Origin of the sequence: Lactiplantibacillus plajomi (genome assembly GCF_005405405.1) — a bacterium.
GTDB lineage: Bacteria > Bacillota > Bacilli > Lactobacillales > Lactobacillaceae > Lactiplantibacillus > Lactiplantibacillus plajomi.
In genome coordinates this window covers 103,562-128,622 of record NZ_BJDZ01000002.1, presented here as the reverse complement: position 1 = coordinate 128,622, position 25,061 = coordinate 103,562, and the positions used below count along the sequence as shown (strand labels likewise).

The 25,061-nt window shown below is 49.6% G+C and carries 26 protein-coding genes and 2 pseudogenes; 25 read left to right on the top strand and 3 right to left on the bottom strand.

All coding sequences use genetic code 11. The annotated features are described in order from the left end of the window. Window positions 1-53 precede the first annotated feature (53 nt). The 3 genes from FFM82_RS01350 to manA all read left to right on the top strand — a co-directional run bounded on the left by FFM82_RS01350 (window position 54) and on the right by manA (window position 2,352). Window positions 54-236: a hypothetical protein gene (locus tag FFM82_RS01350; RefSeq protein WP_137644070.1), complete on the top strand. Its 183-nt coding sequence runs from the start codon at window positions 54-56 to the stop codon at window positions 234-236. Window positions 237-264: 28 nt separating this feature from the next. After that, the gene (locus FFM82_RS01345; RefSeq protein WP_137644069.1) at window positions 265-1,284 is read left to right on the top strand and encodes a serine hydrolase domain-containing protein; all 1,020 of its coding nucleotides are present in this window, start codon (window positions 265-267) and stop codon (window positions 1,282-1,284) included. Between the two features lie 102 nt (window positions 1,285-1,386). Continuing rightward, entirely contained in the window at window positions 1,387-2,352 is a 966-nt protein-coding gene (gene manA, locus FFM82_RS01340; protein WP_137644068.1) for a mannose-6-phosphate isomerase, class I, read from the top strand. A gap of 245 nt (window positions 2,353-2,597) precedes the next feature. Here the strand turns inward: manA and FFM82_RS01335 are convergent, their stop codons facing one another. Both FFM82_RS01335 and FFM82_RS01330 read right to left on the bottom strand, forming a co-directional pair. Next, window positions 2,598-3,320: a type 1 glutamine amidotransferase gene (locus tag FFM82_RS01335; protein WP_137644067.1), complete on the bottom strand. Its 723-nt coding sequence runs from the start codon at window positions 3,318-3,320 to the stop codon at window positions 2,598-2,600. Window position 3,321: 1 nt separating this feature from the next. Then, window positions 3,322-4,668 (bottom strand): Mur ligase family protein, encoded by a 1,347-nt coding sequence (locus FFM82_RS01330; protein WP_137644066.1) that lies wholly within the window; start codon window positions 4,666-4,668, stop codon window positions 3,322-3,324. Window positions 4,669-4,913: 245 nt separating this feature from the next. Here FFM82_RS01330 and FFM82_RS01325 point away from each other — a divergent pair, with 245 nt between their 5' ends. From FFM82_RS01325 to glyA (FFM82_RS01305), 5 genes and pseudogenes are all read left to right on the top strand, one after another. Next, window positions 4,914-5,492, top strand: a complete 579-nt coding sequence (locus FFM82_RS01325; protein ID WP_137644065.1) for a thymidine kinase — start codon at window positions 4,914-4,916, stop codon at window positions 5,490-5,492. A gap of 14 nt (window positions 5,493-5,506) precedes the next feature. Then, the gene (gene prfA, locus FFM82_RS01320) at window positions 5,507-6,589 is read left to right on the top strand and encodes a peptide chain release factor 1 (RefSeq protein ID WP_137644064.1); all 1,083 of its coding nucleotides are present in this window, start codon (window positions 5,507-5,509) and stop codon (window positions 6,587-6,589) included. Continuing rightward, on the top strand, window positions 6,582-7,436 hold the full coding sequence (prmC, locus tag FFM82_RS01315; RefSeq protein WP_137644063.1) for a peptide chain release factor N(5)-glutamine methyltransferase: 855 nt from the start codon (window positions 6,582-6,584) through the stop codon (window positions 7,434-7,436). The genes prfA and prmC overlap by 8 nt, the downstream gene beginning before the upstream one ends. Window positions 7,437-7,454: 18 nt before the next feature. Then, entirely contained in the window at window positions 7,455-8,474 is a 1,020-nt protein-coding gene (locus FFM82_RS01310; protein ID WP_137644062.1) for an L-threonylcarbamoyladenylate synthase, read from the top strand. Window positions 8,475-8,532: 58 nt separating this feature from the next. Further along, window positions 8,533-9,417 (top strand): annotated as a pseudogene (glyA, locus tag FFM82_RS01305) (serine hydroxymethyltransferase); the annotation flags it as partial. Here the strand turns inward: glyA (FFM82_RS01305) and FFM82_RS01300 are convergent. Next, window positions 9,407-10,194, bottom strand: a protein-coding gene (locus tag FFM82_RS01300; RefSeq protein WP_106904892.1) for an IS5 family transposase whose coding sequence is annotated in 2 segments (ribosomal slippage) — window positions 9,407-9,942 and window positions 9,942-10,194 — 789 coding nt in all. Because the reading frame shifts where the segments join, the coding sequence is not laid out codon by codon here. The pseudogene glyA (FFM82_RS01305) and the gene FFM82_RS01300 sit on opposite strands and share 11 nt — an antisense overlap. A 56-nt stretch (window positions 10,195-10,250) precedes the next feature. On the opposite strand from FFM82_RS01300, the pseudogene glyA (FFM82_RS01295) reads away from it, so the two are divergent. From glyA (FFM82_RS01295) to FFM82_RS01215, 17 genes and pseudogenes are all read left to right on the top strand, one after another. Next, window positions 10,251-10,628, top strand: a pseudogene (gene glyA / locus FFM82_RS01295) (serine hydroxymethyltransferase); the annotation flags it as partial. An 80-nt stretch (window positions 10,629-10,708) separates the two neighbouring features. Next, complete coding sequence (gene upp / locus FFM82_RS01290) at window positions 10,709-11,338, top strand: uracil phosphoribosyltransferase (protein WP_137644059.1); 630 nt, start codon at window positions 10,709-10,711, stop codon at window positions 11,336-11,338. A 402-nt stretch (window positions 11,339-11,740) separates the two neighbouring features. After that, a complete protein-coding gene (locus FFM82_RS01285; protein ID WP_307722431.1) occupies window positions 11,741-13,009 on the top strand; it encodes a uracil-xanthine permease family protein in 1,269 nt (422 codons plus the stop codon). Window positions 13,010-13,287: 278 nt separating this feature from the next. Then, the gene (gene atpB / locus FFM82_RS01280; protein WP_137644057.1) at window positions 13,288-14,004 is read left to right on the top strand and encodes a F0F1 ATP synthase subunit A; all 717 of its coding nucleotides are present in this window, start codon (window positions 13,288-13,290) and stop codon (window positions 14,002-14,004) included. A 40-nt stretch (window positions 14,005-14,044) separates the two neighbouring features. Further along, entirely contained in the window at window positions 14,045-14,257 is a 213-nt protein-coding gene (gene atpE, locus FFM82_RS01275) for a F0F1 ATP synthase subunit C (protein WP_003639224.1), read from the top strand. Between the two features lie 50 nt (window positions 14,258-14,307). Further along, window positions 14,308-14,823: a F0F1 ATP synthase subunit B gene (gene atpF / locus FFM82_RS01270; RefSeq protein ID WP_137644056.1), complete on the top strand. Its 516-nt coding sequence runs from the start codon at window positions 14,308-14,310 to the stop codon at window positions 14,821-14,823. Beyond that, entirely contained in the window at window positions 14,813-15,358 is a 546-nt protein-coding gene (gene atpH / locus FFM82_RS01265) for an ATP synthase F1 subunit delta (RefSeq protein ID WP_137644055.1), read from the top strand. Before atpF ends, atpH begins: the two co-directional genes overlap by 11 nt. 22 nt (window positions 15,359-15,380) lie before the next feature. Then, window positions 15,381-16,901 (top strand): F0F1 ATP synthase subunit alpha, encoded by a 1,521-nt coding sequence (gene atpA / locus FFM82_RS01260; protein ID WP_137644054.1) that lies wholly within the window; start codon window positions 15,381-15,383, stop codon window positions 16,899-16,901. A gap of 30 nt (window positions 16,902-16,931) precedes the next feature. Continuing rightward, on the top strand, window positions 16,932-17,876 hold the full coding sequence (locus FFM82_RS01255; protein WP_137644053.1) for a F0F1 ATP synthase subunit gamma: 945 nt from the start codon (window positions 16,932-16,934) through the stop codon (window positions 17,874-17,876). 19 nt (window positions 17,877-17,895) lie between these two features. Beyond that, window positions 17,896-19,299 (top strand): F0F1 ATP synthase subunit beta, encoded by a 1,404-nt coding sequence (atpD, locus tag FFM82_RS01250; protein ID WP_137644052.1) that lies wholly within the window; start codon window positions 17,896-17,898, stop codon window positions 19,297-19,299. Between the two features lie 11 nt (window positions 19,300-19,310). Next, on the top strand, window positions 19,311-19,739 hold the full coding sequence (locus FFM82_RS01245; RefSeq protein WP_137644051.1) for a F0F1 ATP synthase subunit epsilon: 429 nt from the start codon (window positions 19,311-19,313) through the stop codon (window positions 19,737-19,739). 397 nt (window positions 19,740-20,136) lie between these two features. Next, on the top strand, window positions 20,137-21,453 hold the full coding sequence (murA, locus tag FFM82_RS01240; protein WP_137644050.1) for a UDP-N-acetylglucosamine 1-carboxyvinyltransferase: 1,317 nt from the start codon (window positions 20,137-20,139) through the stop codon (window positions 21,451-21,453). A gap of 163 nt (window positions 21,454-21,616) precedes the next feature. After that, window positions 21,617-22,171, top strand: coding sequence for a GNAT family N-acetyltransferase (locus FFM82_RS01235; protein ID WP_137644049.1), 555 nt, complete (start codon window positions 21,617-21,619; stop codon window positions 22,169-22,171). Window positions 22,172-22,247: 76 nt separating this feature from the next. After that, window positions 22,248-23,249 (top strand): rod shape-determining protein, encoded by a 1,002-nt coding sequence (locus FFM82_RS01230; protein ID WP_137644048.1) that lies wholly within the window; start codon window positions 22,248-22,250, stop codon window positions 23,247-23,249. A gap of 3 nt (window positions 23,250-23,252) precedes the next feature. Beyond that, window positions 23,253-23,525 (top strand): membrane protein insertion efficiency factor YidD, encoded by a 273-nt coding sequence (gene yidD / locus FFM82_RS01225; RefSeq protein ID WP_137644047.1) that lies wholly within the window; start codon window positions 23,253-23,255, stop codon window positions 23,523-23,525. Further along, window positions 23,509-23,736, top strand: coding sequence for a DUF2969 domain-containing protein (locus tag FFM82_RS01220; protein ID WP_137644046.1), 228 nt, complete (start codon window positions 23,509-23,511; stop codon window positions 23,734-23,736). The genes yidD and FFM82_RS01220 overlap by 17 nt, the downstream gene beginning before the upstream one ends. Before the next feature lie 95 nt (window positions 23,737-23,831). Next, a complete protein-coding gene (locus tag FFM82_RS01215; protein ID WP_137644045.1) occupies window positions 23,832-25,037 on the top strand; it encodes an FtsW/RodA/SpoVE family cell cycle protein in 1,206 nt (401 codons plus the stop codon). Window positions 25,038-25,061 lie beyond the last annotated feature (24 nt).

The following is a 25,061-nucleotide window of genomic DNA, read 5'->3' as shown; positions in this document are numbered from 1 at the left end:
ACGCGATATTGGTCACCGTTTTGGTTTATACTTGATTTGAGGGAGGGACGCGGATGAAATGGTTGGATCAGCACGGTCGGCAGATCGAGTGGGCCTGTGCGCTACTGATTGTTATCGCCATGGTGGCCTGGCAACTCGGCGGCCTGACGCGCCGGTGGACCGGCGTGATCGTCGTGGTGAGCCTAATTATATACTGGGCCGCCGTTTTGCCGCGCCTGCTCCGGGAACAACGTTAATTTAATTGAGGAAGAATGGTAAAGACAGATGGTTTTTGAACGAACACAACGAGCAATCGAGCGGATGGTCGCTCAGCAGATTATTCCGGGAGCCAGTTACGGGCTGATTAACGGAGAGGCCGTTTGGACGTACCAGGTCGGCGTGGCCGCGACGGTACCAGAACGGCTAGAGCTTTGGCCCCACGCCCTGTACGACCTAGCGTCCGTCAGCAAGGTCGTCGGGACGACGACCGTGGCCCTACAATTGATGGCGACCGGGCAACTGGACGTGACCCGGGACGTCCAAGCGTACTTGCCCGAATTTAAAACGGCGGGGGTCTCGGTTCAAAACCTAATGACCCACACGAGCGGTATCAGTGGCTACATCCCGAATCGCAACGCGTTACCGGCGGCCGATTTACTGGCGGCCATCAACGACCTCCCCATCAGTCGGGCGAATTTAAACCACCGGGTCGTGTACACCGATTTAGGGTTGATTTTGATGGGGCTGATTATCGAACGCTTAACTGGTCAGCCGGTTCAGCGGGTGATCACCGAGCGGGTCCTTCAACCGTTGGGCTTACCGGATGCAACTTTTACACCCACGGTTAACCAGGCGGTACCGACCGTCTATTCGCCACGGTCCGGACTATTACGCGGAATCGTCCATGATCCGAAAGGACGGATTTTGGGTGCGCGCTGTGGTTCCGCCGGCTTATTTGCCAGCGTGCATGACTTGGTCCGCTTTTCGCAACTGATGCTCGGTCAATTAGACGTCCCACAAGTGCTGGAACAGACGACAATTGAAGGGTTGTACCGGGATTGGACACCGAACGGGCACTTACGGCGGAGCTTTGGCTGGAATTTGTGGCACATGGCGGATCGCAGCCCGGTCATTTTCCATACCGGCTACACGGGAACGCTGTTGATGTTAGACCGGCGCCACCAAAGCGGCCTCGTTTTCTTATCCAACCGGGTGCACCCGCAGGTCAATGACCGGCAATTTTTACCGGCCCGCCGGCGCTTGATAGCGGCTTGGCTAGCGGATACTTTGGAATTGAAAGGGTGATGGCGGCTGAAAACGGTTTAGGCCAATTCACAAGCGCTTACATCTATGCTAAACTCTAATTAGTTAATTTATCAATTTTATTCATTGGAGTGTGTCGAAACTATGAGTGAACCGTATTTCTTAAAACCCGTTTTCCACGAAAAAATCTGGGGCGGAACCAAGTTACGTACCGACTTTGATTATGATATTCCGAGTGATCACACCGGCGAATGCTGGGCAATCTCTGCCCATCCGCACGGCCCGGCAACCGTTGAAAACGGCCCGTACGCCGGCATGACCCTGGACAACGTCTGGGCGCAGCACCGCGACGTCTTTGGTAACGCCAAGGGCGACGTTTTCCCGTTGTTGACGAAGATTTTGGATGCCAGTGAAGACTTGTCAGTGCAAGTCCACCCGGATGACGCGTACGCGGCCGAACACGAACACGAACTTGGTAAGACGGAATGCTGGTACGTGATTTCGGCAGAACCCGGGGCCACCATGATTTACGGCCACCACGCGAAGACCCGCGAAGAATTAGCGGACATGATTCATAACGGCCAGTGGAATCAGCTGTTGCGGCGGGTGCCAGTCAAGGCCGGCGACTTCCTTTACGTCCCGTCTGGCACGATCCACGCGGTCGGTAAGGGCATCATGGTGTTGGAAACCCAACAAAGTTCCGATACGACCTACCGCCTGTATGACTGGGACCGGGTCGACAAGACGACTGGTAAGAAACGCGAATTACACTTACAACAATCAATTGACACCACTAACGTGCCACACCACGATCCGGACTTAGACATTACGACCACCAAGGTTGGCGACGCTAGCGTTACCAAGTACGTACAATCGCCATTCTTCGGTGTCTGGCAATGGCGTTTAACGGATGGTCAGGCGACGTTCAACCGCGGTAAGGCGCCGTACACCTTAGTTTCCGTGCTTGACGGGAAGGGCAGTATCACCGTAGATGGTCAGGACTACCCGTTAGCAAAGGGCGTGCACTTCATTTTGCCGTTCGACGTTAAGCAGTGGACGTTGAAGGGCGACTTGCAAATTATTGCTTCCGAACCTGGTGAAAAAGCGTAATTAGTTCAACCCCTGTTATGATAAAAAAGATTGATACCTAAAGTGGGTAGCAATCTTTTTTTATTGGTTAATAACTGATTTAATCAGTTTAATAAAAAGCGCTTTCAAAAAGTACATAAAAAATTGTTATAGCTTTGAGGGGTTAACGATTAAGCGCAAGTTTTGCCTAATATCGCCCGGATGGCGTCCGGACACAAAAAACCACGCTGAAGGGTTCGCTTCAGCGTGGTTATAAGGGACTTCAATTAAGCTTTAACGTCGACGTTTTTAGTGAGGTCCTCGGTGAGTTGATCGAGGGCGCTGAAATCGGCGTCCGGGTACTTACGGTTGAGGGCGATTTTTAAAATCCGCTTGGCCAACGCTTCGTTGCGGGCCAAGATCGGGCCATGGAAGTAGGAGCCAAAGGTGTTCTTATAAATCACACCCTCACTACCATCCTTACCGTTATTCCCGTGACCCTGCAAGACATCACCCAGTGGCCGTTCACCATCGCCGAGGAAGGTCATCCCGTTATGGTTTTCAAAACCGTAGTAGGTCTGGCCAGTCTCGGCGTTTTTGATGGTGATGTTGCCGATAAAGCGGTTATTGTCTTGACTAAGCGTGTAGTGGTCGAGGGCGCCGATGCCGGCAATCTTTTCACCGTTGGCGCCGATGTAGTAGTGCCCAAGCATTTGAAAGCCACCACAGATGGCGAGAAACGGACCGCCGTCTTCGATGTAGCGCGTTAACGGCGCCTTCTTGGTTTGTAAGTCCTTAGAAACAATCGACTGTTCGTAATCCTGACCACCGCCGAAGAGCACGAAGTCGTACTTATCGGGGTCGAAGGGGTCGTCTAAGCTGACCAGGTCGACGTCGATGGTGGCGTTGACCGCCTTGGCGTAGTAGCCCATCGCTAAAATGTTACCGATGTCGCCGTAAGTGTTCATCAAGTCGCCGTATAAGTGGGCGGCGTGTAGTGTATAAGTCATGTTATGCCATCCCCCCGTTAATAATCCCCTGACTGGCTAGTTGCTTGCGGAGCTGCAACATGGCCGTGTAGGTCGCAACCACGTAAACCTGCTTGGTCGGTAAGTTCTGAATCGCCGCCGTCATGTTAGTTAGGTCCGGAATCACGGTCAGTTGTTCCGGCGTCACCCCGGCCACTTTCAAGCGGAACGTGATGTCACGGTAGCGCTCACCACCGCTGATGAAAGCCGGAATGTTCATTTCGGGTAGCTTTTCGAAGTCGCCGTCCCAGATCCAGCTAGTATCGATTCCGTCAGCGTAGTTAGCGTTGAGTAGCGCGGCGAATGAGAATGGGCGCTCGTCGGTGCTGATCGTCTGAATGACCTGGTTTAAGCCGACCGGGTTTTTAACCAGAATCAGGGTAACGTCCTTATCGCCAACGTGGAAAGTTTCCTGACGGCCAAAGACCTGTTCGTCGTTGGCGCTCAGGGCGTGGGCGATTTGTTTAGCCGGAACGTCCATAAACCGGCCAACGGCGAAGGCTGCCAGCGCGTTATAAATGTTATACTGACCGCCAATGTTTAGGTGCATCGCCTGACCGTTGATTTCAAAATCAGAACTGGTCGGCGTCATGCTGGTCAGCGCGTTTAATTTCCAAGTTAACTGGGGCCGTTCGAAGCCGCAGTTTGGGCAGAAATACTTACCCATATTACTGTAAGTCCGGCTATGGTACCGCAAGATGTGTTGGCAGTTCGGGCAGAGCAGGCCGTCGGTGTTGGCCGGGGCCTGTTGATCGTGATCGGCCTGGTAGTCAAAGCCGTAAAAGAGCATCGGGTTCGGCAAGTTCTTAGAATGGAAGAGTGGTAAGTCGCCGTTCGCGATAATGGTCGCTTCCGGGGCTAACGCGACCCCGTCCAGAATTTTTTGGTAAGTCGTGTAAATTTCACCGTAGCGGTCCATTTGGTCGCGGAAGATGTTCGTAAAGACGAAGGCCTTCGGGGTGATGTACTTGGTGACCATGATTACGTTGGCTTCGTCAACTTCTAGAACGGCCAGCGGTTTGTGGTGCGCTTTGGGCGCCGTTAGGAAGGTCGTGACGATTCCCTGTTTCATGTTCGAGCCGCTGGGATTGGTTAAGATGTCCGGATACTGTTCGTGTAACACTTTGACCGTCAAAGCGGTCGTGAGCGTTTTTCCGTTCGTTCCGGTAATGACGATCACGTCGTAGTTTTTGGCAAGGTGCTTTAAAATTGCTGGGTCAAGTTTCAAAGCCAGCTTTCCGGGGAGTGAACTCCCACCGCCACGGAAAGTGTGCAGGAACCAGTAAGCAGACTTACCGGTCCAAGTGGCTAACGTACTATTAATTGACATAAGTTATCCGTACCCCTATTAATTGATTTACGGATGGGACTGGCCATTCGTAGTGATAACAGTGTGTGGACAAAGTCCTACTTTTCAATATTTTATACTGAACGATACTAAAAGAAAAGCAATACCGTCGTTGTTGCAAGCCAACTTATGAATTCGTTAATAGCTTTTCGCTGCTCGGGGCTGAAATTCCGCTTGAAATCCGCTATAATTGACTAGAAATATGTAAAAAAAGGGGAGTCAGTCGCTTGGCACAATTATTTTTTCGATACGGTGCGATGAATAGCGGGAAGACCATTGAAATTTTAAAAGTTGCTCACAACTACGAGGAACAAAATAAGTCGGTCATTATTCTGACTAGCGGCTTGGATAACCGCGACGGTGTGGGCTACGTGGCGAGCCGGATTGGGTTAAAACGCGAGGCCATTCCGATTTTTGATGATACCAACGTGTTGGACGTCGTTAAACGGACGAATACCGACGCGGCCTGTGTATTGATCGACGAAGCCCAGTTTTTAAAAAAGCACCACGTTTTAGAACTGGCGCACATCGTCGACGATTTGCAGATTCCGGTGATGACGTTCGGTTTGAAGAACGATTTTCGCAACGAACTGTTCGAGGGAAGCAAGTACCTGTTGCTTTACGCGGATAAAATCGAAGAGATGAAGACCATCTGCTGGTTCTGTCGTAAGAAGGCCATCATGAACTTACGTTTTCACGAAGGCCAGCCGGTTTATGAAGGCGAGCAGGTTCAAATCGGGGGTAACGAGGCGTACTACCCGGTTTGCCGCCGACACTACTTTTACCCGCCGAAACTAACAAAGTGAGGAATTAACGAACCATGGATAAGTTTTTTGATAAGTTACAGGCGGTCGCGGACCGTTATGAAGAATTGGGGGAACTCCTGAGTGACCCCGAAGTGATTGCGGATTCGCAACGCTTCATGAAGTTGTCGAAGGAAATGGGGAACATCCGTGAAACGGTCGAAAAGTATAACCGTTATAAGGAAGTTCAAAGCCAAATCGACGAAAATGATGAATTACTGCGCGAAAAGTTGGACGATGACATGAACGCCATGGTCAAGGACGACTTGAAGAACTTGAACGAAGAAAAGGCGCAGTTGGAACACGAAATTACCTTATTGATGCTGCCAAAGGACCCGAACGATGATAAGAACATCATCATGGAAATCCACGGGGCGGCCGGTGGTGACGAAGCCAGCTTGTTTGCGGCTGACCTGTTCAACATGTATTCCAAGTACGCCGAACGGCAAGGCTGGAACGTGGAAGTTGCGGACCGCAACGAAACCGAAGTCGGTGGCTTTAAGGAAATCGTGCTGATTATTTCTGGTGATAAGGTTTACTCGAAGTTGAAGTACGAAAGTGGTGCCCACCGGGTTCAACGGGTGCCCGTGACGGAATCGGCTGGTCGGGTGCACACTTCCACGGCGACCGTCGGCGTGATGCCGGAAGCCAAGGACGTTGATATTAAAATCGACCAAAAGGACATTCGGACCGACGTGTTCCGCTCATCCGGTGCCGGTGGTCAGCATATTAACAAGACGTCTTCCGCCGTGCGGATGACCCACTTACCAACCGGGATCGTTGTTTCGATGCAGGATCAGCGGTCACAGCAACAGAACCGTGCTAAGGCGATGGAAATTTTGCGGGCGCGGGTCTACGATTATTACCAATCCCGTGAACAGAACCAGTACGATGCCGAACGGAAATCCGCCGTCGGTAGTGGTGACCGTTCCGAACGGATCCGGACGTACAACTTCCCACAAAACCGGGTGACCGACCACCGCATCGGCCTAACGTTGAACAAACTTGACCGGGTGATGAATGGTGAAATGGAAGAAATCATCGACGCACTCGTCTTAGCCGACCAAGCCAAGAAGATGGAGCAATTAGCCAATGACTAATTCCGCACCAACTTATTTTGAAGCCCAGCAGTGGGCTTCTTTTTGTCTAAAAACGGCGCGGGTGCCCAGTGATAACGCCCGCTTCTTATTACTGGGGTTAACCCACTTTGACCAGACCCAGCTACTGGTGCACTACCGCGATACCATGCCCACGGCACTATCTACGACTTATCAAGCAATGGTCAAGCGGGTCGCGGCCGGTGAACCCGCCCAGTACGTACTGGGACGCGCGCCGTTTTACGGCCTCGAACTGACCGTAAATTCGAACGTCCTAATTCCGCGGGTCGAAACTGAGGAGCTGGTCGACTGGGTACTCAGCGACGCCCCCGCGACCTCGGCATGCAACGTATTAGACGTGGGCACCGGTTCGGGGGCCATCGCGTTAGCGTTAAAGCACGAGCGTCCGGACTGGCAAATTGAAGGAAGTGACGTGGCGGATGGTGCGTTAACGGTCGCGCGCCAAAATGCGCGCACCCTCGGTTTGGCCGTTGATTTTTATCAAAGTGACCTGTTGGCGAGCGTGCCGGCGACCCGCTTTGACGTCATCGTCAGCAACCCGCCCTACATCGACCACGCTGAAGAGCCGGTGATGGACGCTAGCGTCTTGAATTACGAACCGCACGGCGCGTTATTTGCTGCCAACCACGGCTTGGCATTATATGAGCGGCTCGCCGCCACGGTGGCACCACACCTTGCTGCCGGTGGTAAGCTCTACTTAGAGTTTGGTTATCACCAGGCGGCGGCACTGCGGGCGATTTTTGAAAAAGCGATACCGCGGGCGACGGTCACGGTTCGTCAGGATATGGCGGGCCACGACCGGATGTTACGGGTCGTTAATCACGAATAAGGAAGGCAACGATAATTAATGGAAACTAAAGTGTTTAAACCAAGTGAAGTACAAGCGGCCGCTCAGCTAATCGACGAGGGGCAGTTAGTGGCGTTTCCGACCGAAACCGTGTATGGTTTGGGTGCCGATGCCACCAACGTTAAAGCTGTCAAGCAAGTTTACGTTGCGAAGGGCCGTCCTAGTGATAACCCGCTGATCGTGCACGTGGCCGACCAAGCGACGGTCGAGCGTTTCGCCCAACCGTTATCGACGGCGGCTAAGCAACTAATCAAAGCGTTTTGGCCGGGCCCGTTAACGATGATTTTTCAATTGAAACCGGGCGCCTTGGCACCGGAAGTGACCGGGGGCCTGACGACGGCGGCGTTTCGTAATCCGGATAACGCGGCCACGCTCGCGTTGATTCGAGCCGCGCAAACGCCAATCGTGGGGCCGTCAGCGAATACTTCGGGCAAGCCCAGTCCGACGACTGCCCAACACGTTTTACACGATTTAGATGGTAAGATTGCCGGAATTTTGGATGACGGTGCCACCAAGGTCGGGGTCGAATCGACCGTTTTGGATCTGTCGACCAATCAGCCTGCCATTTTACGGCCCGGCGCAATTACGGCCAGTGCGATTGAAGCCGTCATCGGTCAACCGGTGATGACGGAGCAACACCACGTTGGTGCGACCGAAGTTCCGAAGGCACCGGGGATGAAGTATAAGCATTACGCTCCGGCCGCCCAGGTGTACATTGTTGATCAAAAGACGGATTGGCCGGCGGCGCTGAAGTGGGCGGCCAACCAATCGGTCCCAATCGGGGTCATGGCGACCAACGACGTTTTAACTGCAAACGCGTTACCCGCAAATTGCGAACAATTCTCATTAGGAACCGGAATTCAATCGGCAACCCGTGAGCTGTTTGCCGGGCTCCGCCACTTTGATACGGAAACAGAAATTAAGGATATTTTGTGTCAAGCCTTTGATAATAAAGGATTGGGCGCTGCTTACATGAACCGGTTAAATAAATCTGCCGGCCAGACCCATTTTAGTGTATAATAATGCCAAGTCGGGAAAACCCGAAAGTTGTTACTTGCGAAATGGAGGAGAATTATTCATGAATTACCAAGAACAAGATCCAGAAGTATGGGCTGCAATTAGTAAGGAACAGGCGCGTCAGCAACACAACATCGAGTTGATTGCGTCCGAAAACATCGTTTCTAAGGGTGTTCGGGCTGCACAAGGTAGCGTCCTTACCAACAAATACTCCGAAGGTTATCCTGGTCACCGCTTTTACGGTGGTAATGAATACATCGATCAGGTTGAGACGCTGGCAATTGAACGGGCCAAGAAGTTATTCGGTGCCGAATACGCCAACGTTCAACCCCATTCCGGTTCCCAAGCCAACGCCGCGGCTTACATGGCATTGATCCAACCCGGCGACAAGGTGATGGGGATGTCACTGGACGCTGGTGGGCATTTGACACACGGCTCGAGTGTTAACTTCTCCGGTAAACTTTACAACTTTAACGATTACGGGTTGAACCCCGAAACTGAAGAATTGGACTACGACGCAATTTTGGCACAAGCCAAGGAATTTCAACCGAAGTTGATCGTGGCCGGGGCGTCCGCCTACAGCCGCATCATTGACTTTGCGAAGTTCCGCGAAATTGCGGATGCAGTTGGTGCGTTACTGATGGTCGACATGGCGCACATCGCCGGCTTAGTGGCCGCCGGGTTGCACCCGAACCCGGTACCATACGCCGACGTGGTGACAACGACCACCCATAAAACGCTGCGCGGCCCGCGTGGTGGGATGATCTTGGCGAAGGAAAAGTACGGCAAGAAGATCAACTCCGCGGTCTTTCCTGGTAACCAGGGTGGTCCGTTAGACCACGTGATTGCTGGCAAGGCGGTTGCCTTAGGCGAAGACTTGCAACCTGAATTCAAAGACTACGCTCGGCAAATTATTGCGAACGCTAAGAACCTGTCTAATATCTTTTGAGCATCACAATCAAATAAGCTAAAACAACCATTTGGCGACTAGTACTAAGATGTCGTTCGCAATTTTTCCAAAGGCGCCGACATTTATCTAGCCAACTAAAAGTACGTTCCACTAACCAGCGTTGCGGAAGCACTTCAAATTTATGTAATTCATTACGCTTAGCCACCTGTACGGTGGCTTTTAAATTGGAATGAACAGCGGCGGAAAAGTTGTTCCCAGTGTACCCACCATCAACTAGTACTGTTTTGACGTGATTAAGATGTTCACGATATAACGTCAACATAGCAATGGCTCCTTGACGATCAGACACATTAGCCGTAGTAATGTGAATAGCTTGTGGTAAACCATTGATATCAACTGCTAAATGGCGCTTAATACCGGAAACTTTTTTACCTGCATCATAACCTTTATGCTCAGCAGTATCTGCATTTTTTACGCTTTGGGCATCGATTATAATAAATGTCGTTTTGGCTGAGCGTGATTGTAAATTACGCTGTTGAGCGATAATTTTTTTAAACAGTTATCAAGTAGCGATGCCTCTGTGACAAAAGGCGATGCAGACCAAAGCTTGTAGTAATTATAGACGGAATGCCATTCAGGAAAATCACTTGGAACTTGTCGCCATTGACAACCTGTTTTTAGGACATAGATAATCGCACAGAAGACCTCGTAGAGGTCATATTTTCGGGGCCTAGTTTGTTTTCGAAAACTTTCTAGCTCTGGTCGAATCTGTTCAAATTGTTTGCGGGTAATATTGCTTGGATAGTTTTTCATGGCTAAAACTCACTTTTTAATAAAACTATATCAGATTTTTTAGATATTAGACAGGTTCTAAGGCGATGGCCAAGGTCTTCAATGATTCTGACTTAGTGCGGGTGATTTCCGGTGGGACCGATAACCACTTGATGACCTTAGACATTACTAAGTCCGGCTTAAACGGCCGGCAAGTCCAAGACTTATTGGACACGGTCTACATTACCGTCAATAAGGAAGCCATTCCGAACGAAACCCTCGGCGCCTTCAAGACGTCCGGCATTCGGCTCGGGACGCCGGCCATTACGACCCGTGGCTTTGATGAAGCCGACGCGGCTAAAGTGGCAGAATTAATCTTACAAGTCTTGCGTGCACCGGAAGACCAAGCGAACTTAGACGCCGTTAAGCAACAAGCAATGGCCTTAACGGCTAAGCACCCGATTGACGTTGATTAAGGAATTTATATCAAAGTCTGGTTTTTTCTTGCTAAATTAGCTACAATAGAAAGAAATCACTAAGGAGTGTGCGTAGCAACATGGGTAAGTTTGAGGTTTTGAATCATCCGCTCATTCAACATAAGTTAACGATTATTCGGGAAAAAGAATGCGGGACGAAGGTCTTCCGTGAAATGGTCAACGAAATTTCAACTTTAATGGCCTACGAAGTCTCACGGGACATGCCGTTAAAGGACATTGAAATTGAAACGCCAATTTGCAAGTCCACTCAAAAGACGCTGGCTGGTAAAAAGGTGGCCATCGTGCCAATTTTACGGGCTGGTCTCGGAATGGTCGACGGTTTTCTGAACATGATTCCGGCTGCAAAAGTTGGGCACGTTGGGATGTACCGTGACGAAAAGACGCTGAAACCCGTGGAATATTTCGTTAAATTACCAAGTGATATTTCACAGCGCCAACTATTTGTGGTCGATCCAATGTTAGCCACCGGTGGTTCGGCCATCATGGCGATGGATATGTTGAAGAAGCGGGGAGCAAGTAACATTAAGTTTATGTGCTTAGTTGCGGCTCCTGAAGGGGTTAAGGCCCTCCAAGAAGCTCACCCAGATATTGATATTTATACGGCTGCGCTTGATGACCATCTGAACGAAGATGGCTACATCGTCCCAGGTTTGGGCGATGCCGGCGACCGCTTATTTGGTACGAAGTAACGTTGCCTTAATTTAAGGACGGTGCCCGACTTTCCGGTAGGAGGGTCGGCACCGTCCTTTTGTGACCGATATTATATAAATTGTTTCCTATTATATAGTAGAAAAATTCCTGAGCGCGACTATCGTAACCACCAACTACCGGTTTCGTACAATGTGAAAGGATAACCAGTACTTTTCATGTTAATTAATATGAACGTTAAGTTGACAAGCTTACCGTTCACGAGTAAACTAATTGCAATTGAACAGTTCCTTTAATTTAGCTCAGAGAGGCTGAAAAGGATGAACGGACGTCCCGCTGGTAAGCGGGGACGGTATTTTCGGACAGCCCGGCCACTTTGAGTGGTGGGCTGTCCGTTTTTTTGCCATCATACTTCAAAAAAGGGGTGCCATATGAAAAAACAAGTGGCGTTTCATAACGATGAAGTCGTTTTAGACATTCACGACCGGCCTAAGTTCGGTAGCTGGTTGGGGTTGTCAATTCAGCATTTATTTTCGATGTTCGGTTCGACCGTTTTAGTGCCGATTCTGGTTGGTTTGAACCCGGGGATCGCGTTATTTAGTTCCGGGGTCGGAACCTTGATGTATATTTTGATCACCCGCGGCAAGATTCCGGCGTACATGGGCTCTAGCTTTTCGTTTATTGTCGTGATGCAGTCACTGATGAAGACGGCGGGCTACCCGGCAATTGCCCAGGGGACGGTTGCCGTTGGCTGCGTGTACCTGTTGGTCAGTTTACTGGTTAGTGCAATTGGATCCGGTTGGATCGACAAGGCGTTACCCCCCATCGTGGTCGGGCCGATCGTCATGGTCATCGGTTTATCCTTAGCGGGAACGGCGGCCAAGGACGCCACCATGAACGGTAGCGCCTACGACTTACGCTATTTCGTGGTCGCCATGCTGACGATGATTTTAACGGTCGTGTTCAATATGTACTTAAAAGGTTTTATGAGCCTGGTACCAATCTTAATCGGAATCGTTTGCGGCTACGTGATTGCCGTCATCGCTGGCATCGTTGATTTCAAACCGGTGATGGACGCGCCATGGTTCTCCTTACCGAAGTTTCAAGTGCCGTTCCTGTCGTACCGACCGGGAATTTACTGGGGTGCGATCTTAAGTATGGCACCGATTGCCTTTGTCACCATGTCGGAACACATGGGCCACATCATGGTGTTAAATAAACTAACGAAGCGCAACTTTTTTAAGGACCCAGGCTTGAACCATACGTTAGCGGGGGACGGGACCGCGTCAATCATTGCCGGCTTCGTCGGTGGCCCGCCCGTCACGTCTTACGGTGAAAATATTGGGGTTTTAGCCATCACGCGGGTTCACAGCATTTTTGTCTTAGCCGGAGCGGCCTTCTTTGCCATCGTCTTCAGCTTCGTGGGTAAGTTATCCGCACTAATCGAAAGTATCCCGTCACCGGTGATCGGTGGCGTCAGTTTCCTGTTATTTGGGGTGATTGCTTCCAGCGGGATGCGGATTTTGATCGACAATCAGATCGACTTTAACCGCAAGCGTAACTTAATGATTGCGTCGGCCGTCCTAGTTATTGGTATCGGGAACGCCTACCTCCAATTGGGCAGCTTTCAGTTCAGCGGCTTGGCGGTTGCCACGGTGTTAGGAATTATTATGAACCTAATCTTACCCGATAAGGCCGTTAATGAAGAGTAATCGCTTTCATCGTTGACAACGGGTGAAAATGAGCACATTTTTATGAAAATCCCTAAATGTCAAAACGGTGAAAACGCCCGACATTTGGGGATTTTTGGCTCATGAACAAATGTTGAAATTATTTTGAAATTTTTAAACAGTGGTGGTATTATTACCATTGTATTTCGATTAGGGGCGACCCTAGTCTACCATTTCGGGTTGCGATAAAATTGACGTTGTACGGGTTACAAGGTAAGGTTATCGTGGCACCTGAAATTAAAGGAAAGAGGTGATATTCAGTGGGTGATCCAGTTCCTACGGTCAAATTCCTTGGGTTAACGTTCAATATCGCGAACGACTTATCGGTATTACTGACGTGTGTGATTGTTTTCCTATTTGTTTTCTTATTGTCACGTCACATTGCGCTTAAACCCAAGGGTGGACAAAATGTGCTGGAGTGGCTCATCGAGTTCACGAATGGCATTGTTAAGGGATCAATTAAGGGTAGCGATGCAAGTCACTTTGGCTTGTACGCGTTTACGCTGTTCCTCTTCATCTTTGTGGCTAACCAACTTGGTTTGTTTATTCACGTTCAAGTCGGTGAATTTACTTATTTGAAGAGTCCAACGGCCGATCCAATCGTGACCTTGACATTATCGTTTATGACAGTGGCGCTCGCGCACGCTGCCGGGGTCCAAAAGAACGGGATGAAGGGCTACTTAAAGAGTTATACAGCACCGTTCCTCGTGTTCTTACCGATTAATATTTTTGAACAGTTTACCGACTTCCTAACGTTAGGACTGCGGTTGTTCGGGAATATTTTCGCTGGTGAAATGCTGTTGAATAAGGTTGCGGGTCTTGCAACCGGCAGTGGTGGTTGGTTTAGTTACGTCTACGCCTTCCCAATTGAATTTCTTTGGCAAGGATTCTCAGTATTTATCGGGAGTGTGCAAGCATTCGTGTTTGTCACCTTGACTTCAGTTTATATTTCTCAAAAGGTTTCGCCTGAGGAATAACAAATTTCTTGTTTTTAATTTTAAGGAGGATACACAGATTATGGGAGCAATTGCTGCAGGTATTGCGATGTTTGGTGCCGCTTTAGGTGCTGGTATTGGTAACGGTTTGGTTATTTCTAAGATGCTTGAAGGGATGGCCCGTCAACCAGAATTATCTGGACAATTACGGACTAACATGTTCATCGGTGTTGGGTTGATCGAATCAATGCCAATCATTTCCTTCGTTGTTGCCTTGATGGTTATGAACAAGTAATCACGGACAATACGTTCATTTTAAAAAATGAAAGAAGGAGGTGTCATTAGATGCTCTCGCATTTAATTATCGGTGCATCCGGTCTATACCTTGGTGATATGCTGTTCGTTGCCATTAGTTTTATTGTTTTGATGGCGGTCATCGCAAAGGTTGCGTGGAATCCCGTTTCCAAAATGATGGCGGAACGGGCGGATAAGATTGCTAATGACATTGATTCGGCGCAGAAGTCGCGGCAAGAAGCGGCCGAACTCGCTGAAAAACGTCAGGAAGCCTTATCGCACTCGCGCGCTGAAGCCAGTGACATTGTTGCTGACGCTAAGCAAAGCGGGGAAAAGCAACGCACAACCATTGTTGCGAAGGCCCAAACCGAAGCAACGCAATATAAGCAAAACGCACGTAAGGATATTGAACAGGAGCGTCAAGATGCCTTAAAGAACGTCCAATCCGACGTTGCGGACATTTCGATTCAAATTGCGACGAAGATCATTAAGAAGCAGTTGGATCCGGAAGGTCAACAGGCATTAATTAATTCGTACATTGAAGGGTTGGGAAAGCATGAGTCTTGATAAACTTACGATTGCAAACCGCTACTCAAAGGCCCTCTTTGAGCTTGCAACCGAAAAGGATCAGACCGAAGCATTCCTGGCTGAATTAAAACAATTACGGCAAGTCTTTGTCGACAACCCGCAATTGGCAGAGATCCTCTCAGGAGCCTTGCTTCCGGTTGATCAAAAGCAGACAACGTTGTCAACTTTGACTGACCACGCTTCAGAATACATTAAAAACTTTATTCAAATGTTGTATGATTACGGCCGCATGTCGAACTTAGTCGACATTGTCGACGCGTTTGAAGCACGTTTCGATGAAAGTCGCAAGATAGTGCATGCCGAAGTAACGTCTGCGGTCAAGTTGTCAGATGAGCAAGCTGATGCCATTGCAGCGGCGTTCGCCAAGCGCGTTGGTGCGTCCAAAGTCGTTTTGACCCGTAAAGTGGACGAAGCGATTATTGGTGGCGTAATTGTAAAGTCGAACAACCAAACGTTTGACGGCAGCGTTGCGCTGCAATTGACGAATTTAAGACGAGCACTCATCAACAATTAGTTTACGAAGAGGTGAAACTTTTATGAGCATTAAATCTGAAGAAATCAGTGCTCTAATCAAACAACAATTAGAAAGTTACCAGACTGAACTCTCAGTTGCTGAAACGGGTACGGTCACCTACGTTGGTGATGGGATTGCCCGGGCACACGGACTCGACAACGCCCTCCAAGGCGAATTGCTCGAATTCAGTAACGGGGTTTACGGAATGGTCCAAAACCTCGAAAGCAACGATGTTGGTATCGTTGTTTTAGGGGATTTTGATGGTATTCGTGAAGGCGATACTGTTAAACGGACGGGCCGCATCATGGAAGTTCCCGTTGGGGACGCCATGATTGGGCGGGTCGTTAACCCGTTAGGTCAACCAGTTGACGGTCTTGGTGAAATCAAGACCACGAATACACGGCCAATCGAACATAAAGCACCTGGTATCATGCAACGTCAATCCGTTAGTGAACCGTTACAAACTGGGATCAAAGCCATTGACGCCTTGGTTCCAATTGGTCGGGGACAACGTGAATTGATTATCGGTGACCGTAAAACCGGTAAGACGTCGGTTGCTATCGATGCCATTTTGAACCAAAAAGATCAGGATATGATTTGTGTTTACGTTGCCATTGGGCAAAAAGACTCAACGGTGCGGGCACAGGTTGAAACCTTGAAGAAGTTAGGCGCGATGGATTATACCATCGTCGTTACGGCCGGTCCTTCTGAACCAGCTCCATTACTTTACTTGGCACCCTACGCCGGCGCGGCGATTGGTGAAGAATTCATGTTCAACGGCAAGCACGTTTTGATCGTCTACGATGACCTTTCAAAACAAGCAACGGCTTATCGTGAACTTTCATTGATTCTTCGTCGTCCTCCGGGTCGTGAAGCTTATCCTGGTGACGTCTTCTACTTACACTCACGGTTGCTCGAACGGGCCGCTAAGTTGAGTGACGAGTTGGGTGGCGGTTCGATGACGGCCTTGCCGATTATTGAAACCCAAGCCGGGGACATTTCGGCTTACATTCCAACCAACGTGATTTCGATCACCGACGGACAAATCTTCTTGGATAGTGATTCCTTCTATTCTGGGGTTCGGCCCGCAATCGATGCCGGGGCTTCAGTTTCTCGGGTTGGTGGTGACGCCCAAATCAAGGCGATGAAGTCGGTTGCCGGGACGTTGCGGTTGGACTTAGCTTCATACCACGAACTCGAATCGTTCTCACAATTTGGTTCCGACTTGGACGCGGCAACGCAGGCAAAGTTGAACCGTGGACAACGAATCGTGGAAGTACTGAAGCAACCCGTTCATTCACCATTAAAGGTTGAAGAACAAGTGATGATCCTCTACGCCCTGACCAACGGTTACGTTGATAAGGTCGCCGTGGCCGACATTGCGCGTTATCAATCTGAATTATTTGAATTCCTGCATGCTAATCATCAGGACCTCTTTGACGCCGTTACGTCAACTGGTAAGTTGCCAGACACTGACAAGCTCAACGGGGCGTTGGATGAATTTGCAGCACAGTTTCAGCCAACCGCTGCAACTGCGAAGTAATTAATGGCTGAAAAGGATGGTGAGTAGTGCATGGCAGAATCATTAATGGATGTGAAGCGACGCATTGACTCAACGAAGAAGACCCACCAGATTACGTCCGCAATGCAAATGGTTTCAACGGCTAAGTTGAACCAGATTCAAAAGCATACCGGGACGTATCAAGTGTACGCGTCGAAAGTTGAAAGCATTGTGTCCCATCTTGCCAAGGCTCATCTGATGACTTCCGGTGCCGGAGTGACCAACAGCAATTCCAACACGATTTCCGTGAGTGAATTGTTGGCCCAACGGCCCGTCAAGAAGAGCGGTTTATTGGTGATCACCTCTGACCGGGGCCTCGTGGGAAGCTATAATAGTAACGTCTTACGTCAGACGAACGACTTTATGAGCGAACACGGGTTGAACACCGATAACGCCGTGGTTCTTGCCGTTGGCGGAACCGGTGCGGACTTTTATAAGAAGAACGGCATGAACGTCGCTTACGAATACCGTGGCGTTTCCGACGTGCCGACTTTTAAAGAGGTTCGTGAAATTGTGAAGACAGTTACCTCGATGTACCATAACGAAGTTTTTGACGAACTTTACGTTTTCTATAATCACTTTATCAACCGGCTTTCTTCCGGATTCCGGGCAATTAAGATGTTGCCGATTTCCGAAGAAACTTTTGCACAAAGTGAAAAGGATAACCGTAAAGCGAAGGATACGCGGGTGGACGTTGGTCCCGAATACGAAATGGAACCGTCGGAAGACGCCATTTTATCCGCGGTTCTACCGCAATACGCCGAAAGCCTCGTTTATGGTGCCATCTTGGATGCCAAAACTGCTGAACACGCTTCGTCGTCTACGGCGATGAAGTCTGCATCAGATAACGCTGGCGATTTAATCGATAGTTTAAATCTGAAATATAACCGTGCGCGTCAAGCTGCTATTACGACCGAAATTACGGAAATTACTGGTGGCTTGGTTGCACAAGAATAGTGGGAGGAATTAACGACTAATGAGTACAGGTAAAGTTGTACAAGTTATTGGACCCGTTGTCGACGTTGAATTCTCTCTAAACGACAAGTTACCGGACATTAATAACGCCCTGCTCATTCATAAGGACAACGATGAGACCTTAACGGTTGAAGTTTCGTTGGAATTAGGTGACGGGGTCGTTCGGACCGTTGCGATGGACGGTACGGACGGTTTACGCCGCGGGATGGCCGTTGAAGACACTGGTTCTTCAATTACCGTTCCAGTTGGTAAGGAGACGTTAGGCCGGGTATTTAACGTTTTAGGAGAAACCATTGATGGTGGTTCAGAATTCGGACCGGACGCTGAACGGATGCCGATTCACCGGGATGCGCCTAAATATGATGAATTAACAACTAGTACGGAAGTATTGGAAACCGGGATCAAGGTTATTGACCTGCTCGCGCCATACGTTCGTGGTGGGAAGATTGGGTTATTCGGTGGTGCCGGTGTTGGTAAGACCGTTTTAATCCAGGAATTAATTCATAACATTGCCCAAGAACATAACGGGATTTCCGTCTTCACCGGGGTTGGTGAACGGACCCGTGAAGGTAACGACCTTTACTTCGAAATGAAGGGGTCCGGGGTTTTAAAGAACACCGCCATGGTTTACGGACAAATGAACGAACCGCCGGGTGCCCGGATGCGGGTTGCCTTGACCGGATTGACGATTGCGGAATACTTCCGGGACGTTGCCGGCCAAGATGTGCTGTTATTTATCGATAACATCTTCCGGTTCACCCAAGCTGGTTCTGAAGTTTCCGCCTTACTGGGTCGGATTCCGTCAGCCGTTGGTTACCAACCAACGTTGGCCACTGAAATGGGTCAGTTACAAGAACGAATCACGTCGACCAAGAAGGGTTCGGTTACGTCAATTCAGGCCGTTTACGTGCCTGCCGATGACTATACCGACCCGGCGCCGGCTACGACTTTCGCCCACTTGGACGCCACGACCAACTTGGAACGTTCGTTGACAGAACAAGGGATTTATCCCGCCGTTGACCCGTTGGCCTCTTCATCAATTGCCCTTGATCCAGCAATCGTTGGTCAGGAACACTACGAAGTTGCGACCGAAGTTCAACGTGTTTTGCAACGGTACCGTGAATTGCAAGATATCATCTCAATTTTAGGGATGGACGAATTATCTGACGAAGAAAAGACGACTGTTGCGCGTGCACGGCGGATTCAATTCTTCTTGTCACAAAACTTCTTCGTTGCGGAAAACTTTACGGGCCAACCAGGTTCGTACGTGCCAATCGAAGATACCGTCAAGGGGTTCAAGGACATCCTTGAAGGTAAGTATGACGACCTTCCAGAAGACGCCTTCCGTCAGGTAGGTAAGATCGAAGATGTCGTTGAAAAAGCGAAATCGATGGTCACTGATTAGGAGGGATTTACATGGCTGACAATGCAAAATCAATCACCGTTAGCATCGTAACTCCCGACGGTCAGGTCTACGAAAATAAAACACCGATGTTGGTCGTTCGCACGATCAATGGTGAACTGGGGATTTTACCTAACCACATTCCCGTGATTGCGTCACTCGCGATCGATGAAGTTCGGATCAAGCAACTCGAAACCGATCAGGAAGACGATGAAATTGCCGTTAACGGCGGTTTCGTAGAATTCAGTGATAACGTCGCAACCATCGTTGCCGATAGTGCTGAACGTCAAAATGATATCGACGTTGCCCGGGCTGAAAACGCGCGGAAGCGGGCGGAAAGTCGGATTCAAGAAGCGCAACAAAAGCACGATGATGCTGAGCTAGCGCGGGCCCAAGTCGCATTGCGGCGGGCGGTGAACCGACTGCACGTTGCCCATCGTTAACGTAAATCCTAGCAAGCAAAACATCAGTTTCTTAGAAACTGATGTTTTTTTGTGGTCTAACATATTGTAAATTCTTTCACAAATCAGTGCTAAAATATGCAAGCCGTTGCCCTCGCATCCGGTAAGTCTGATGGCTCACTTTCCGTTTAGCGGCCTAATTAGTTAACCAAGCATAAGCAAACAACAATTGTGATGAAAATGTAACGAAATTGTAAAATGTAATATTTATTCATTCTGGTTCTATGTTATGATGATTAAGAACCCAACGTTTAGAACCGTTGATTATTAAGGTATTAGCGGGTGAATGGTTGGCTTTGAATGATTTGGGTCCGATTACGGTACCCAAATCAATTTGTTACTGATTATGAAATTATCGCGCGATGATGGAGGGTTATCCATGGAGGAAATTATTGTTCATGGCGGTCAACGTTTGACGGGTAACGTGCACATTGAAGGTGCCAAAAACGCGGTCTTACCGATCTTAGCTGCCGGTCTCTTAGCAAGCAGCGGGCAAACCCGCTTAACCAACGTACCGATTTTATCGGACGTGTTCACAATGAATAATGTCTTACGGTTTTTAAATTGTAAAGTAGATTTTGACGAAATTAATAAGCAAATCACAATTGATGCGAGTGACCAGTTGTCGTACGAAGCACCGTTCCAGTACGTTTCCAAGATGCGGGCGTCAATCGTTGTGATGGGACCGCTGTTGGCGCGCTTAGGTCATGCCAAGGTGGCTATGCCCGGCGGTTGCGCCATCGGGACGCGGCCAATCGACTTGCACTTAAAGGGCCTGAGTGCTTTGGGTGCGACGATTGAACGCCACGACGGCTACGTTGAAGCGAGTGCCAGTAAGTTACACGGTGCGCAGATTTACTTAGACTTTCCGAGTGTCGGGGCGACCCAGAACATTATGATGGCGGCGACCCTGGCGGAAGGGGAAACGGTTATGGAAAACGTGGCCCGCGAACCCGAAATCGTGGACCTCGCCAACATTTTGAACCAGATGGGGGCCCGCATCACTGGGGCCGGGACCGAAACGCTCCGCATCGAAGGGGTGCCGAGTATGCACGGCTGCGACCATAGTGTTGTGCAGGACCGTATCGAAGCGGGGACCTTTATGGTTGCGGCGGCGGTCACCCGTGGTAACGTGTTGATTGAAGACGCCATTGCGGAACATAATAAACCGTTGATTTCCAAAATGCGGGAAATGGGCGTACAAGTGATCGAAGAAGACGCCGGGATTCGGGTGATTGGCCCGGATCAATTAAAGCCGACTTCAGTTAAGACGTTACCGCATCCCGGGTTTCCAACCGATATGCAACCACAAATGACGATTTTACAACTGTGTGCGCAGGGGACCAGTTTGCTGACCGAAACGGTCTTCGAGAACCGCTTCATGCACCTCGAAGAGTTACGGCGGATGAACGCCGACTTTAAGATCGACGGTCGTTCGGTCATCATGTACGGACCAACTGATTTCTGTGGCGCCCAAGTTGCGGCAACCGATTTACGGGCTGCGGCCGCACTCGTGATTGCCGGGTTAGTTGCCCGCGGGTACACCGAAGTCACTAACTTGAAATACTTAGACCGTGGTTACTTCAACTTCCACCGTAAACTGGCGAAGTTGGGTGCCCACATTAAGCGGGTCAAGGCGCCGGACGAAACGGTTTTGCCGACGCACGGTACTTACACAAACGAAGCGGTGGAATAAAAAAGTTAATAAGTTGCTTACAAAACCTTCAAAATGCGATAAACTCAATTTTGAAGGTTTTTTGGTCACCGGAATGGGTAGGCCAATGAAACTAGCACCACTGAATGCAAATTAATTGTTAGCTACAATTAAACGACGAATTAAGACTATTTTGGAGGCTCCCATGTTCATTAATATTATCGATAAACACATTTCTTTAAAACCGACCGAGGTGGCCGACGCTGAACCGTTATTCGACTTAGTCGATCGCAACCGTGAGCACTTACGGCCGTGGATGGCCTGGTTAGATTCGATGACCAGTGTCGAAGGCGAACGGCAGTTCATTGAGAGCATGCTGACCAAGCAGGCACACGGTGACGTTTTCTTGGCCACCATTATCGTGGATGGTGAAGTTGCCGGCATGATCGACATTCACGGGATTAGTCAGGTCAACCACCGCGGTGAGATCGGATATTGGTTGGGCCAAGCCTACACCGGTCGCGGCGTTATGACCAAGGCCTTAGAACGGTTAGAAGAGATTGCCTTTACGGAATTGGACTTGCATAAGGTTCAACTGGCGGCCGACGTCGATAACCGGGCGAGCCGAGCAGTGGCCGAACGGCGGCAGTACCACTTAGACGCCACGTTGCCGGAAAACATCCTGATCAACGGTCGTTACCGTGACGAAGCAATCTACTCGTTGACCGTCGATCAGTGGTCGCAACGCCGGGACGATTAGCCACAACGTTTCTCATCAACAATTGAGTATGGTATAATGACAAGTTGTATATTGGAAGTTTGAGAGGAGCAAAAACATGGCTTTAGATATTGGTATTGACTTGGGTACTGCCAATGTTTTGATTTACGTATCGGGGAAGGGCATTGTGCTGAACGAACCGTCAGTCGTTGCCATCGATACCAACACGAATCAAGTTTTGGCGGTCGGGTCGGAAGCCTACCAAATGGTTGGGAAAACGCCTAGTAACATTCGGGCAATCCGGCCATTGAAAGACGGTGTGATTTCGGACTTTGACGTCACGGAAGAAATGCTATCCTACTTTATTAAAAAATTAAACGTTCGCGGTGTCATGTCGCGGCCAAGTATCATGATCTGTACCCCAACGAATACGACCGAGATTGAACGTAAGGCCATTTTACAGGCCGCGGAAAAATCTGGTGGTAAGCAGGTTTACTTGGAAGTGGAACCGAAAGTCGCAGCCGTGGGTGCCGGGATGGATATCTTCCAACCGCGCGGTAACATGGTCATCGACATTGGTGGTGGGACGAGTGACATTGCCGTCCTATCATTAGGGGACATCGTTGCCAGCAGCTCACTACGAATGGCCGGTGACCGCATGAACCAGGACATCGCCAACTACGTGAAGGATAACCACCACCTGTTGATCGGTGAACGCAGTGCCGAACGGGTTAAGATCGAAATCGCGCAAGTCTTCAAACAGGACGGCGAAGCCGATAAGACCATGCAAGTTCGCGGACGCGATACCGTGACCGGGATGCCGCGGTCGATTGAAATCGACTCGAACCAGGTCGAGGAAGCTATCCACGAAACGTTGATGCAAATTGTCAGCACCGCGCACCACGTGATGGAAACCTTGCCGCCGGAAATCGCCGCCGACATTATTGATCGCGGGATTACGCTGACCGGTGGGGGTGCACTGTTAAGTGGCTTAGACCAATTGATCAGTGAGAACTTGAAGGTGCCGGTAGTCGTTGCGGAACACCCGTTGAACAACGTTGCCCAGGGTGCCGGGATCTTACTGGAACACATGCAAAAGTCGACGAAGAAGAAAAAGTAGCGAATGAAACGGTTACTGATTGGGTTTATTCACTTTTACCAACGAGCCTTTTCAGCGTTTTCGCCAGCGCACTGTCGTTACCAACCAACTTGCTCGAATTACGCACTTGAGGCGATTCAACGGTTCGGTTGGGGGAAGGGTGCGCTGATGGGGCTCGCCCGGGTGTTACGGTGTCAGCCATTGGTTAAGGGTGGCTTAGACCCGGTACCGGAGAAGTTCACTTTACGTCGCAACCCGTTATTTAGAGAGGATAAAGCTCGTGTCAAAAAAAGATAAGGCCATCTCCGTTACGTTGAACGAAACGAAGGTTAATAACCAGACCGTAACGGACGTGCTGATCGGTAAGCAGATGATCGGCCAAGTGATTCAAGACGGCGACCGTTACCAAGCCGAAATGGCTAGTGACCGTGCCCCGTTTGCACACAGCAAATCATTTGATGAATGCTTACAAGAAATCTTGTCAGCTTACCACCTGCACAAAGGCTAATTTTTAGTAAACCTTCAACCTGGTCCCGACGATTCGGTGCCAGGTTGTTGTATAATATAGCTTATCTTGAGAGTTAGAATTAAGGAGCGTTAATTGTGGCAGAAGAATCAAGACTTCGGAACCAAGACGAAGATTCAAGAATTGACTGGGGGATCATTTTCTCAGTAATGATGTTGGGCTTGATTGGCTTGGCATCGATTTACGTTGCCGCCGCCCACGACTCCAGCCAGGTTAGCGTGATCAAGCAAGTGATTTCGCAGGTGATGTGGTTCGTAATCGGGACGGCGATTGCCGTTATCGTGATGCAGTTTGATTCGGAACAACTCTGGCGGTTTGCACCGCTGGCTTACTGGTTCGGGATATTCCTGCTGGTTGCCGTGCTCTTCTTGTACAGCCCGTCGCTTTATGAAAGTACCGGGGCCAAAAGTTGGTTCTCGGTCGGCGGCTTGACGCTACAACCGTCAGAAGTCATGAAACCGGCGTTCATCTTGATGATGGGGCGGGTCGTGACGATGCATAACACCGAGTACCCGACCCACACGACTAACAGTGACTGGTTATTGATCGGTAAGCTGATTGCCTACATGATTCCGGTCGCAATTTTACTGAAGTTACAAAACGACTTCGGGACCATGTTGGTGTTCTTTGCCATCCTGGGGGGCGTGATTCTGGTTTCCGGCATTACGTGGCGGTTACTGGCGCCGACTTTCGGGATCGTATTTGCGATTGCCGGCACGGCGTTGTACCTCGTGATTTCGAATAGTGGTCGTCATATTTTGGAAGCAATTGGCTTTAAGCAGTACCAGTTCGCGCGAATCGATACTTGGCTGAACCCGTCGACCGATACCTCGAACAATGCTTACCAAGTTTGGCAAAGCATGAAGGCGATTGGCTCGGGTCAAATTACCGGCCGCGGCTTCAACGTGTCGCACGTGACCGTGCCGGTGCGTGAATCCGATATGATTTTCTCCGTGATTGGTGAGAACTTCGGCTTTATTGGCTCGGCGATCGTCATTTTGTTGTACTTCTTGTTGATTTACCAAATGATTCGGGTCACCTTCGATACGAAGAACGAGTTTTACGCGTACATCTCGACCGGGGTCATTATGATGATCCTCTTCCACGTGTTTGAAAACATTGGGATGAGTATCGGCCTGTTACCAATGACCGGGATTCCCTTGCCATTTATCAGTCAAGGGGGGTCGGCGCTGATTGCGAACATGGCCGGGATTGGGCTGATCATGTCGATGCGGTTCCACTATAAGTCCTACATGTTTAGTCGGAACGACCGCTTTGAATAGCGACTAAAATTTGAGAAAGTTTGG